A 12,392-nucleotide genomic window follows, 5' to 3' on the forward strand; every position below is an offset into this window, starting at 1 on the left:
TGCATTATAGGAACAAATTCAGCGATGGCTATAGACCTCGAAACCGTCCACATAGGTTTTGCAAACCCGACCAGTGAATTGTGCATCTTCAAAGGCTGTGTTCTTGGAGCGAGATTTCAGGATTTCTTTTGTCAAAACCCATGGCTCGTTGATGTCTATGAGAGTAATATCGGCGGCAGTGCCTTTTTTCAAGCTGCCTGTTTCAAGGCCGAGAAGTTGCGCGGGCTTGTTTGATAATACCCGCACAGCATCGCTTAGATTAAGTGCCCCATCATGAACCCGCCGTAAAAGAGCGGCGAGCAGGGTTTCAAGCCCGATCGCCCCATCTGCCGCATCGGCAAAGGGATGGCGTTTCATGTCAACATCTTGTGGAGTGTGATCTGAATGGACGACATCAATGGTGCCGTCTTTAATGCCCTCAACAATTGCCATTCTGTCTTCTTCCAGACGCAGCGGTGGCGAGAGTTTGAAGAAGGTCCGATATGAGCCAATATCATTTTCATTCAAGGTCACATTATTGATCGAAACACCGCAGCTAACATTGAGCCCACGGGCTTTGGCGTTACGGATCAAATCGACAGATTCGGCACAGGAAATACACGCAGCATGATAGCGCCCACCAGTCAGCTCAACCAACCGAATGTCGCGTTCCAACATAATGATTTCTGCCATTTTAGGAATGCCATTAAGGCCAAGGCGGCTTGCCATTTCTCCTTCATTCATGACGCCCCCGCGCGTCAGGTCACGGTCTTCAGTGTGGTGCACAATCAGGCCATCAAAATCGCGGGTGTAGGAGAGGGCGCGGCGCATGAGACGCGCATTGCTGATAGGCTCATGGCCATTGGTGAAAGCCACAGCTCCGGCTTCATGCATCAGGCGAAGTTCAGACATTTCCTCGCCCTTGAGGCCTTTGGTCAATGCGCCCATCACATGCGCTTTATTGAGCGCATTGGCGCTGGCATTGCGCGAAATAAAATCAACCAGTGCCATATCATCAATTATTGGATTGGTGTCCGGCTGGGTGATCATTGTGGTGACACCACCGGCAACGGCGGCCTGTGAGGCGCTGGCTAAAGTTTCTTCATGCTCATTGCCTGGTTCACCAGTGCGCACCTGACAATCTATAATACCGGGGATGAGGGTTTTGTCTGTGCAATCAATGATCTCGTAGTCAGCTTCCAAAAGGCTTGGAGCAACATGCACTTCAATTGCTTTGATTTTTCCATTCTCAACAAGAACGGTGCGTTGATCATCCAGATTTTGGCTTGGATCAACGACATGGGCATCAACAAAGGCTAGGGGCTGGCTCATATCAGTTTCACCGCCTCCATTTTTCGCTCTGGTAAATGTTGCGACAAGGCTTCAAGAATTGCCATGCGAACGGCAACGCCCATTTCCACTTGTTCGCGGATGACTGATTGAGGCCCATCGGCAATTTCTGATGCAATCTCCACGCCGCGGTTCATGGGGCCGGGGTGCATAACCAGCGCATCAGGCTTTGCATGGGCAAGCTTTGCTTCATCAAGCCCGAAATAACGATAATACTCGCGACTGGACGGCACAAATGACCCCGCCATACGTTCGTGTTGAAGGCGAAGCATCATCACCACATCACAGCCTTTGAGGCCTTCTTCCATATCGGTGAAGACTTCTGCACCCATGCGTTCAATGCCGATAGGCAAAAGCGTGCGCGGACCAATCACACGCACCCGCGCCTCCATCGCATTGAGCAAAATGATGTTGGAGCGCGCCACGCGGCTGTGCAAAATATCGCCGCATATAGCAACCGTTAACCGTTGCAGGCGGCCTTTGTGCCTGCGGATAGTTAAGGCATCAAGTAGGGCTTGCGTCGGGTGTTCGTGGGTTCCGTCACCTGCATTAATCACGGAGCATTCGACTTTTTGGGAAAGAAGTTCAGCGGCACCCGCGCTTGCGTGGCGAACAACCAGAAGATCTGGGTTCATTGAATTGAGCGTAATGGCGGTATCAATCAGTGTTTCACCCTTTTTGACGGATGAAGAACCGACAGACATATTCATAACATCTGCACCAAGCCGTTTACCGGCCAATTCAAATGATGATTGTGTGCGTGTTGAAGCTTCAAAAAACAGATTAATCTGTGTGCGCCCGCGTAAAACCGATTTCTTTTTCTCGATCTGGCGGCCAACCTCGACCTCGCTATCGGCAAGATCTAGTAATTTGGTTATTTCGTGCGGTAATAGACCTTCAATGCCTAGCAAATGGCGATGAGGGAATAATTTGGATTTTGATGTGCTCATGAGTGTGTTTCTTACGACAAGTCACATTAGGTTGCAATCGGCATTTTAATCGCCCAGAAACGAGGTTAATTTCTCAACAAATATCAAAAGCCTCAAAGAAGGCTTCTCATGTAAAGTTATGAGCTTTTTTTGGGAGCAAAATTTTAAGCATCGCGCAGGGTATGAAATCGCTCCAAAGCGCCTTGCAGAATAATGCTGGCCGCGATTGAATCGATGACTTCAGCGCGCTTGGCACGGCTGGTGTCGGCCTCGAGAAGTGCGCGTTCGGCTGCAACGGTTGATAATCGTTCATCCCATAAAGTGACGGGCAAAGTGCTTAATCTATCAAGATTACGTTGAAATGCTCGAGTCGCTTGTGCCCGTGGGCCTTCCGAGCCATCCATATTAAAGGGCATTCCAAGCACTAAGCCGCTCACATTTTGGGCCTTGCAAATCGCCATGAGTTCTTCAGCATCTTTTGTAAACTTGGTGCGTTTGATGGTGGAAAGGGGGGAGGCGACATTCCATAGGGTGTCTGAGATTGCAAGTCCAATTGTCTTTGTGCCAAGATCAAGGCCAAGGAGACGGCTATTGCGTGTTTGATCTACAAAGGGAATAGTATCGAGTAATGGCATGATGATCTCATAGGATAAAAAAATTTCATGCCTGTAATTACCGGCTTGTGCAAGGGGGTTGTTACTAGTCGCTATTGTTTGCAATGTAACTTGGGTATGATTGCCATTAAGAGGGGTTATGAGTTTTTTAGTACCGATGTTTGCAGCAATGACTGAATTTGCTGACGCTTTTGCTGAGTTGACCCATAGTTATGGGGTCTTGGGTATTGTCTTTTTTGTGGCAATTTTTATTGGAGTTGTGCTGCTTTTTATTCCGATAACACCATTTTCTCTAGCTGCAGGCGCTATTTATGGTTGGTGGGGGATACCGATAGCTTATGCGGGCGCGGTTCTTGGCGCATTGGTTGCCTTTTGGATCGCACGTGGCTTTGGGCATAAATATGTGCGCGGTTTTTGCGAAAAGCGCCCCATAGCCCGCGCGATTGTGCAAGTCATGGTGACTGGTGGTTTTCGTCTGGTGCTTCTGGTGCGTTTGTCGGGCATGTTACCTTTTGCGGTACAAAATTATTCCTTTGGTCTAACGGCCGTTGATTGGCGCGCTTATCTTGCTGCGAGCATGATCGGTCTGGTTCCGGGCGCGATTATCAAAGTATGGATTGGTAAGGTGGGCATGGATGTTTTGCATGGCGGCAACACATTGGCTGACCGTCTCCAGACCTATAGTCTCATCATTGCAGTGATTTTAACGCTGGCCATGCTTGCTTATATTGGCATGCTTGCTGCTCGTGAATTAAGAAAAGCAGGCGTCTTAGGGCATGAAAATGCCGAGATTGGCAAAATTTGAACACTGAATAGCCATTCAAATGCTGCATCAAGCATATGTGACATTGCATAGGCCGCAAACGCTCTGCTATAGCGCTGTCATAAACATATTCGCACACGACAACAAAGCCACAGGATAAAACTATGTCTGTTGATACTGCCACCGTTAAACGGGTTGCTAAACTCTCGCGCATTGCCATTGATGATACACAGGCTGAGAGTATGAAGGGTGAGCTCAATGCTATCCTTGATTGGGTAGAGCAACTCAATGAAGTGAATGTTGATGGCGTAGAGCCGATGACGTCGGTTGTTGAGCAGAAAATGCGTATGCGCGACGATGGTGTAACCGATGGTGGTTATGCCGATAAGGTGACGGGTAATGCGCCTGTTTCTGATGACAGCTTTTTTGCTGTGCCTAAAGTCGTTGAATAAATCTAATTTTTTTGAATTAAACTAAATGAATAAGAAGGCCGCGCCTGTGACCGATCTGACTAAACTAACAATTGCCGAAGCTCGCAAAGGGCTGAATGACAAAGACTTCACTGCCGTTGAGCTAACGGATAGCTATCTTGCCGCAATTGATGCCGGCAATGAGGCGCTCAATGCCTATATTGAGGTGACACCTGAGCACGCCCGCTCGCAGGCTGAAAAGTCTGATGAAAAAATTGCCAAGGGCGAGGCAGGGGCGCTGGAAGGTATTCCGGTTGGTGTCAAAGACCTCTTTTGTACCAATGGCGCACATAGCCAAGCGGCAAGCCATATTCTTGATGGGTTCAAGCCAAACTACGAATCCACCGTTACACAAAACATGTGGGATGATGGCGCGGTGATGTTGGGCAAACTCAATATGGATGAGTTCGCGATGGGATCATCCAATGAGACCTCTTATTATGGCGCGGTGACAAACCCATGGCGCAAGATGGGCGATAGCCAAGCGCTTGTGCCCGGTGGCTCGTCTGGTGGTTCTGCGTCTGCAACGGCTGCATGGCTTTGTGCGGGTGCAACAGCAACAGATACAGGCGGCTCTATTCGCCAGCCTGCAGCCTTCACAGGCACAGTCGGCATTAAACCTACCTATGGCCGCTGTTCACGCTGGGGCACAGTCGCCTTTGCCTCATCGCTCGATCAAGCAGGCCCGATTGCACGCACAAACCGCGACGCCGCCATTTTGCTAAAATCAATGGCAAGCGTTGATAAAAAAGATACGACATCGGTTGATCTTCCCGTGCCAGATTATGAAAGCGCGATTGGCAAATCGGTGAAAGGGCTAAAAATCGGCATTCCCAAAGAATACCGCATGGATGGTATGGACGCTGAGATTGAAGCTTTATGGCAAAAGGGCATTGATTGGCTGAAAGAGGCAGGCGCTGAGATTGTTGAAATCTCTCTGCCGCACACAAAATATGCGCTGCCTGCCTATTATATCGTGGCACCAGCCGAAGCCTCATCAAACCTTGCGCGTTATGACGGCGTGAAATACGGCCTGCGCGTTGCTGGTGATGATATCACCGATATGTATGAAAAAACCCGCGCGGCAGGCTTCGGCAAAGAAGTGCAGCGCCGCATTATGATTGGTACCTATGTGCTTTCTGCTGGCTACTATGATGCCTATTACCTACGCGCTCAAAAAGTCCGCACACTCATTAAACGCGACTTTGAAACGGTTTATGCCAATGGCGTCGATGCGATTTTAACACCCGCTACCCCATCTGCCGCTTTCGCGATTGGTGACGAAGAAATGGCCGCTGATCCGGTGAAAATGTATCTCAATGACATCTTCACAGTGACCGTGAATATGGCGGGCCTTCCGGGTATCTCTATTCCTGCTGGTCTTTCATCAGCTGGCCTACCGCTAGGCCTTCAGCTGATTGGCCGCCCGTTTGATGAAGAAACCCTGTTCCAGCTCGGCCAAGTGATCGAAGATGCTGCTGGTAGCTTCACACCAGAGAAATGGTGGTAGATATGACAGAGCGCCTCAAAACAGCTAGCGAATGTGAAACGCGCGAAGATGTGCGCCATGAGATTGATCGGCTTGATACGGCCATGGTCGATCTTCTGGCTGAACGCTGGGAATATGTCGATCGCATGTGGCAGATTAAAAACAATGCGGCGGAAGCCGTCGTGCCGTGGCGCATTCAAGTTGTGATTGACCGTGTGCGCGCTAGAGCCGAAGAAAAAGGTATGCCGCCAGAACTCGCCGAAGCGCTATGGCGTCAGATCATTGGCTGGGCAATCCAATATGAAGAAGAAAAAATGAATGAACGCGATGGCGAGGCATAATTTCCTCAACGCACGTTAAATGAGACCGAACACGACAACGATATTTTAAAGAGCACACTTATGAGCCTGATTGATACACGTACCCCTGATCCGAAAAAATTCATCAAAGGCGCCACTGGCGACTGGGAAATTGTCATGGGGCTTGAAGTCCATGCGCAGGTGAGCTCTGAGGCAAAATTATTCTCCGGCTCCTCGACCGAGTTTGGCGGAGAGCAAAATGACCATGTGTCTTTTGTTGATGCGGCCATGCCGGGCATGTTGCCGGTTATCAATAAAGAATGCGTGCGCCAAGCCGTGCGCACCGGTCTTGGCTTGAAGGCTGAGATCAACAATTATTCTGTCTTTGATCGCAAAAACTATTTTTATCCTGATTTGCCACAAGGCTATCAGATTTCACAATTCAAGCAGCCAATCGTCGGCGAGGGCATTGTCTATCTTGATATGAAAGACGGCGAGCAGGTGGAAATTGGCGTCGAGCGCCTACACCTTGAGCAAGATGCAGGCAAGTCGATGCACGATCAGCATCCCACCATGTCTTTTGTCGATCTCAACCGTTCTGGCGTGGCGCTTATGGAAATTGTGTCAAAGCCTGATTTGCGCTCATCAGAAGAGGCGCGCGCTTATTTGACCAAGCTGCGGGCGATCCTGCGCTATCTTGGCACTTGCGATGGTAATATGGAACAAGGCTCCATGCGGGCCGACATTAATGTCTCTGTGCGCAAGCCCGGCGGTGAGTTCGGCACACGTTGTGAGATCAAAAATGTGAACTCCATGCGTTTTGCCGTGGCCGCAATTGAATATGAAGCGCGGCGTCAAATTGCGATTATCGAAGATGGCGGCACGATTGATCAAGAAACGCGGCTTTATGACAGCGTGAAAGGCGAAACACGCTCTATGCGCTCAAAAGAAGAAGCGCATGATTATCGCTATTTCCCTGATCCTGATTTGCTGCCGTTGGAATTTGACCAAGAGTTTGTTGATGGCATTGCCGGCGACCTCCCAGAATTGCCAGATGAAAAGCGGGGCCGGTTTATTCAAGAGCTAGGGCTGACACCTTATGACGCCAGCGTTTTGGTTGCAGAAAAAGAAACCGCAGACTTTTTTGAAAAGGTTGCCGAGGGCCGTGATGCGAAACTCGCGGCCAACTGGGTGATCAATGATTTGCTTGGTGCTCTCAATAAAGACAGCCGCTCGCTCAGTGATAGCCCCGTGTCTGCCGATCAGCTTGGCGGTATTGTGGATCTCATCAAGGCCGATACCATTTCGGGCAAAATCGCCAAAGACCTATTTGAGATAGTCTATGCTGAGGGTGGTGATCCAGCCGAGATCGTTGAAAGCCGTGGCATGAAGCAGGTAACGGATACGGGCGCAATTGAAGCAGCCGTTGATGAGGTGATTGCGGCCAACCCTGAAAAAGTTGAGCAAGCGAGAGAAAAACCGCAGCTTCTTGGCTGGTTCGTTGGTCAAGTCATGAAGGCCACACAAGGCAAAGCCGCACCAAAGGCCGTGAACGATCTTTTGAAATCAAAAATTGGGCTTGAGTAAGCCTGAAGCCAAAATATCATGTGAATGAAGAGCTGTTCTTATTTCTAAGAACAGCTTTTTTCATTATTTAGCGCGCTTGAAACTTGCTTTTTGGCAAAGTAGGCCAGCACTTGTAAGACAGCCTTTCATTGTCATTTTTTCACCAGATATCGTGGCGAATCCCTGATAGGTCTTGCCCTTTTTGGGGCTGTAAACATTGCCAGACCATTTGTTTTTGCCGGCTGGTTTAAGATTATTCGAATTTTGAATGCCAACAACATTACGGCCACGTAGAGCTGAGTTTTCGTTTTTTGTATCTTTGCGTGGATTTTTTAACCAGATGATCTTACTGCAAAAATTTGATCCGCATTTGGTTATTTTGATTTTTGACTTTCCATCCGTTGCTGTCCATGTGCCTTCAATGCCACTTGCAGCATTTGCGTTGCTCATTGCTGCTAACATGCCGAGCGTTGCAAGTGTGATTACCGTTTTCCTCATATCATTTCTCCTCAAAGCTTTGCATTTTCTATTGGTGAGCATTCATTGAATGCAAATAGCTAACGTTAACGTAAGTCATTTTTGAATGCTTGAAAACGTGACGTAACGGCAGAAAATATGATTTTTTTCAAAGCTGATATTGGCAAATTTAATTTGGCAATCGATTCCTTAGTTAAAAAACTCTTCGTAAAAGTTTGAATCCTTTATTAATTTGCCTCGTAAACACGAGGGAATCCGCGCTTGAAAGTTTAACGAAAAAAGAATCTGAATCATTCCTTTTTACGCTGTTTATATTTGATTCAGATTGAAATTTAACACGAATTTTAATCAAAGCCGTCAGTATTAGCTCCATCAGCGTAAACAATGCGTAATAAAAAAATAGTCTGAATAAGTCAAAACTGGGGAGTTTAAAATGGCTAGATTAGAAATGGAAAGTGTAGATCTTGCGACTATAGGTGGTCGTCCTTTATCTACTGATGTATTCTTTGAACTTGGCGTTATGTATTCATCAGGCCGTGATGTAGATGTAGATTTTGTATCTGCGCACAAATGGTTCAATCTTGCGGCTATGGGCGGCAATCAAGCGGCTAAGCAATACCGCGCCGAACTTGCTCATGAGATGCCAAAAGCAGATCAGGCCAAAGCGTTGCGTGCTGCGCGTCAGTGGAAAACATTGAACTAATACATATCTTTTGACGTGTCTTTTAGATGACTGATGAACAATCAGGGCTCGTCAAGGGCTTTGCTTTGATGTGTGGGTTAGGCAGTAGGCCCGAAGGTTTCCAAGTGGATTTTATCTGCGGGCACACCGCGCTTTTCCAAGCCTTCGCGTATGGCTGACAGGAAGGGGGCAGGGCCGCATAACATGTAATGCGCCTCAGGACCCGCATCCAGATTGAGCAGATCTGATGCAGTTATCCGACCAGTCATATCGTAATCGCGACCAAGCACATCGCTTTCAATTGGATTGCTGTAAAAGATGCGTTTCTGCAAGTTGTCATATGCAGTGACGAGTGCGTCTACTTCATCTCGCAAAGCGTGTTCTTGGCTGTTGATTGCGCCATGCACATACCAAACTGGGCGATTTGTGTCGGCGCTTTCATGGAGCATAGAGACCATTGGAGTCAGCCCCACACCGGCGCTGACTAAGACGAGCGGGCATGTGCTGGATGGGATCACGAATTCACCAGATGGTCCACTGGTTTCGATCACACTACCCACGCTTAATTCATTATGAAGGAAGCATGATACAAGTCCTTGTGCCTCACGTTTGACGCTCAAACGGTAGTGTTGCCTATTTTCCGGCGCGCCAGATAGCGAGTAGCTGCGTTTGGAGGTGCCGATTTGGCCCGGAATCTGCACCTCAATGGGAAGATGCTGACCGGCCTTGAAGGAAGCGAGTGGTTGCTGATCAAGCGGCTCGAAATAGAAAGACGTGATATGCGTCGTTTCGTCCTCGCGTCTTGCCAGACGCAATCGCCGAGACAGGTGATTTTTTGTTGTCCACCGCAGTCCCACTGCTTCTGGGCGGCTGATGACCGCATCGATTTCGACATTGATTAGGCGTTGTGCATCCGGAACATGGGCGCCACTTGGGTCCCAGTCGATGGCGCCACGACCCGTGATGTGCAGTAGGCCGCCAGTTTCAAAGTCGACAAAGACCAGCCCAATACGCGGATCTGAAACGATGTTGCCTATAGTGTTGAAAAAATTGTTGCCCGCGTAGTCTGGGATTTGCAGATGAGTGCTGTCGACCACATGGACAAATCCTGGCGTTCCGCCTCGGTGCGACGCGTCATACCCATTTGAAGCTGCCTCCGATTTGTCAAAATGACCAGAGCCGATGAACATAGTGTCAGCAGTGCCAATAAGGGCGATTTGATCAGACGACAGATCAGGTCTTTTTTGTGATTGGACCGGCTCGGCTTTGGCGACACGCGACCAGCTCCGTTCATGGATGTACTGCGGGCAATTACCAAAGGTTTGATGGACATCGAGGTTGTAACCCGACGCGTTTGGGGTCACATGAGCACTAAAGCGATTGCGGCGACGAGATGCTAGCTCGATACCCAAAACACCAATGTCGGCTCCTGCGGCGAAAGGCGCTGCAAGGGGATCAGACGCCTCAAGGGTAGTGTTCAAGGTGATCCTGCGCGGATCAGGAGAGGTGGCAAAGCCGTCCGGGCCATCGAGCAATGTGATCCATGTCTGACCATCCTCATCACCGCCTGCGACCACAAGAAAAGGTTGCGCGGTGTGAAACTCGCGGTGTTGTTCGGGTAAATAATCGCGGACGAACCCGCCTGCCCATTTGGCGACATCGCCTGCGCCAGTCTTGGCCTGTGCGTGCAGTTCGCCTTTGTGAAATGGGTTGACGGGGGCCATATCGTTCATCGGTGTTATCCTATAGACTGTGTGGTTGCGCATACCAGGATGGAGGGCTGTTCTGACACGCGAATTTAGTTAAGCCAGCTCAGGAATTGGAGACTTGACCATGCCGACGAAGTTGGGTTCTCTTTCAATCCGGTCAATCCAGGTCCGAATGTTCGGATAGGGAGCAAGATCGACGCCACCTTCTGGTGCATGCGCGATGTAGCTGTATCCAGCCACATCAGCGATAGTGATTGTGTCAGTGGCAAGCCAATTACGGCCTTCCAGATGCGCTTCCATAATCTTGAATAGGTTATGTGCCTTAGTGACCGCTGCGGCGTGGTCAAGCGGAGCGTCAAAAACTTTGACCAATCGGGCAGCGCAGGGGCCGGAATAGATGTTGTCTGCGGCAACGGTCAGCCAATATTGCACATTAGCTGCATCTTTCGGAGATTCGGGCATCCATTTGGATCCTTTGGCATAGGTCTTAACCAGATACACGAGGATCGCGTTTGAATCAGCCAGTGTATAGCCGCCATCATCAATAGCGGGCACCAGACCAAAAGGGCTGATGTCGAGGTAGTCAGGCGCTTTGTGTGCGCCATTTGCCATATCCAGATCAATGGTTTCAAAAGGCAAATCCAATAGTGCAAGCATCAGCTCAACACGGTGGCAGTGACCAGATTTTGGGTTTCGGTAAAGTTTGATCGGTGTCATTGGATATTCCTGTTTTTGTTGAGAGCCAGAGGCCAAGATCGCTCAGTCCGGTTGCGCAATGTACTGTCAGGGGTATGCGCCAAGGTAATTTTGCTGGGTTGCAATTATTCCAAGCGTCTTCGGCCAAGCGAACTTTTTTCACAGTAGTGACTTTGCTGAAGGACGGAAGTGGGTATCGGGGCGGTTCGGTGTGCGTATCAAAGTCCTTATAGTTTCAAATACCTGTGCACGGCTTTGTGCTTTGAGTATTGATAAACCTCTTTGGATAATGAATAAATAGATCAATCATGAAACTCATTATTTTGATATTTGATAAGAATAGAGAGGTCGCGCACAATGGATCGGCTAAAAAGTCTCGAAGTTTTCATGGCGGTTGCTGAAACCGAAAGTTTTTCTGGGGGAGCGCGTAAATGCGGCCTAAGCGCGCCTTCAGCGACACGCGGCGTTAACGCGCTAGAAGCACGTCTTGGTGCGCGCCTGTTCACACGGACAACACGCCGTGTAAGATTGACCGAAGTTGGTCAGGCTTATCTTGAGGATGCTCGCCATATTCTGGGACAAATGCAGGCGGCCGATGATGCGGCAAAGGGGGCGGCGACTAATCCAGTCGGACAGCTTCGGATCACCTGCTCCAATGAATTTGGCCGTATCTATGTGACTCCAATCTTGACTGAATTTCTGGATACTCATCTGACTGTCAGTGCGGATGTGCTGATGGTCGATCGGATTGTGAATATGGTTGAAGAAGGCTTCGACCTTGCAGTGCGCATTGGCGAGCTGCCATCATCAGGCCTCGCAGCTGTTCGTGTTGGTCAAGTCAGACGGATTGTGTGCGGTTCAGCGGAATATTTTGCGGTAAATGGCACTCCGAAGACACCCGCTGACTTGCAAAAACATCAGATCGTGTCGGCCTCACCAGTCAGCCCTACGACCGAATGGCGTTTCGGGCATGAGATGCAAGAAACTGTTCGCATCAAACCGCGCTTGACAGTCAGCAGTGTCGCTACGGCAATCTCAGTCGCCAAACGCAATTGGGGTATTTGTAGAGCTCTGTCCTATCAGGTAGGCCCGGATCTAGAGACAGGTGTTTTACAAACGGTGCTCGAAGACTTTGAACCCGCACCCTTGCCGATCCATCTTGTTCATGTTGAGGGGCGACGGGCCCCGGCCAAGATCCGTGCGTTTATTGACTTAGCAAAAGACCGCCTAAAAGCCACTTCGGTTTTAAATTAGGTCTAGCTAGCGTAGCCCCTTGCGTCTGATCTGGACCCCGTATACACCGAAGGCTAGCTTGTTTACAGTGGCCATATCGTCCTCGCTGAGCCGTCAAAAAGAAGTGAGCCGTGAG

General features: G+C 49.3%; 13 protein-coding genes. 7 read left to right on the plus strand and 6 right to left on the minus strand.

Annotated elements, in window-relative coordinates; all coding sequences use genetic code 11:
• Positions 1–18: 18 nt before the first annotated feature.
• The 3 genes from pyrC to ruvX form a co-directional block, all read right to left on the minus strand.
• Positions 19–1,311 carry a dihydroorotase gene (pyrC, locus tag ABJ081_09450; GenBank protein MEP6356897.1) on the minus strand — a complete coding sequence of 431 codons (1,293 nt, stop codon included), beginning with the start codon at positions 1,309–1,311 and terminating at the stop codon, positions 19–21.
• On the minus strand, positions 1,308–2,279 hold the full coding sequence (locus ABJ081_09455) for an aspartate carbamoyltransferase catalytic subunit (protein MEP6356898.1): 972 nt from the start codon (positions 2,277–2,279) through the stop codon (positions 1,308–1,310). Before ABJ081_09455 ends, pyrC begins: the two co-directional genes overlap by 4 nt.
• A gap of 143 nt (positions 2,280–2,422) precedes the next feature.
• Positions 2,423–2,893 carry a Holliday junction resolvase RuvX gene (gene ruvX, locus ABJ081_09460; protein MEP6356899.1) on the minus strand — a complete coding sequence of 157 codons (471 nt, stop codon included), beginning with the start codon at positions 2,891–2,893 and terminating at the stop codon, positions 2,423–2,425.
• A 118-nt stretch (positions 2,894–3,011) separates the two neighbouring features.
• On the opposite strand from ruvX, the gene ABJ081_09465 reads away from it, so the two are divergent.
• The 5 genes from ABJ081_09465 to gatB all read left to right on the plus strand — a co-directional run bounded on the left by ABJ081_09465 (position 3,012) and on the right by gatB (position 7,480).
• On the plus strand, positions 3,012–3,677 hold the full coding sequence (locus ABJ081_09465) for a VTT domain-containing protein (protein ID MEP6356900.1): 666 nt from the start codon (positions 3,012–3,014) through the stop codon (positions 3,675–3,677).
• A gap of 122 nt (positions 3,678–3,799) precedes the next feature.
• Positions 3,800–4,087: an Asp-tRNA(Asn)/Glu-tRNA(Gln) amidotransferase subunit GatC gene (gatC, locus tag ABJ081_09470; protein ID MEP6356901.1), complete on the plus strand. Its 288-nt coding sequence runs from the start codon at positions 3,800–3,802 to the stop codon at positions 4,085–4,087.
• A gap of 46 nt (positions 4,088–4,133) precedes the next feature.
• Positions 4,134–5,615: an Asp-tRNA(Asn)/Glu-tRNA(Gln) amidotransferase subunit GatA gene (gene gatA / locus ABJ081_09475; GenBank protein MEP6356902.1), complete on the plus strand. Its 1,482-nt coding sequence runs from the start codon at positions 4,134–4,136 to the stop codon at positions 5,613–5,615.
• Between the two features lie 2 nt (positions 5,616–5,617).
• Entirely contained in the window at positions 5,618–5,935 is a 318-nt protein-coding gene (locus ABJ081_09480; protein MEP6356903.1) for a chorismate mutase, read from the plus strand.
• A 60-nt stretch (positions 5,936–5,995) separates the two neighbouring features.
• On the plus strand, positions 5,996–7,480 hold the full coding sequence (gatB, locus tag ABJ081_09485) for an Asp-tRNA(Asn)/Glu-tRNA(Gln) amidotransferase subunit GatB (GenBank protein MEP6356904.1): 1,485 nt from the start codon (positions 5,996–5,998) through the stop codon (positions 7,478–7,480).
• A gap of 63 nt (positions 7,481–7,543) precedes the next feature.
• On the opposite strand, the gene ABJ081_09490 is transcribed toward gatB, so the two are convergent.
• A complete protein-coding gene (locus ABJ081_09490) occupies positions 7,544–7,957 on the minus strand; it encodes a DUF2147 domain-containing protein (protein MEP6356905.1) in 414 nt (137 codons plus the stop codon).
• Positions 7,958–8,369: 412 nt separating this feature from the next.
• On the opposite strand from ABJ081_09490, the gene ABJ081_09495 reads away from it, so the two are divergent.
• On the plus strand, positions 8,370–8,639 hold the full coding sequence (locus ABJ081_09495) for a sel1 repeat family protein (protein ID MEP6356906.1): 270 nt from the start codon (positions 8,370–8,372) through the stop codon (positions 8,637–8,639).
• A gap of 77 nt (positions 8,640–8,716) precedes the next feature.
• Here ABJ081_09495 and ABJ081_09500 read toward each other — a convergent pair whose 3' ends face one another.
• Both ABJ081_09500 and ABJ081_09505 read right to left on the minus strand, forming a co-directional pair.
• Positions 8,717–10,351: a pyridoxamine 5'-phosphate oxidase family protein gene (locus ABJ081_09500; GenBank protein MEP6356907.1), complete on the minus strand. Its 1,635-nt coding sequence runs from the start codon at positions 10,349–10,351 to the stop codon at positions 8,717–8,719.
• 69 nt (positions 10,352–10,420) lie between these two features.
• A complete protein-coding gene (locus ABJ081_09505) occupies positions 10,421–11,035 on the minus strand; it encodes a glutathione S-transferase (GenBank protein ID MEP6356908.1) in 615 nt (204 codons plus the stop codon).
• Between the two features lie 345 nt (positions 11,036–11,380).
• On the opposite strand from ABJ081_09505, the gene ABJ081_09510 reads away from it, so the two are divergent.
• Complete coding sequence (locus tag ABJ081_09510) at positions 11,381–12,277, plus strand: LysR family transcriptional regulator (GenBank protein ID MEP6356909.1); 897 nt, start codon at positions 11,381–11,383, stop codon at positions 12,275–12,277.
• Positions 12,278–12,392: the final 115 nt, after the last annotated feature.

This window comes from Hyphomicrobiales bacterium (genome assembly GCA_039989895.1).
Classification (GTDB): domain Bacteria; phylum Pseudomonadota; class Alphaproteobacteria; order Rhizobiales; family JACESI01; genus JACESI01.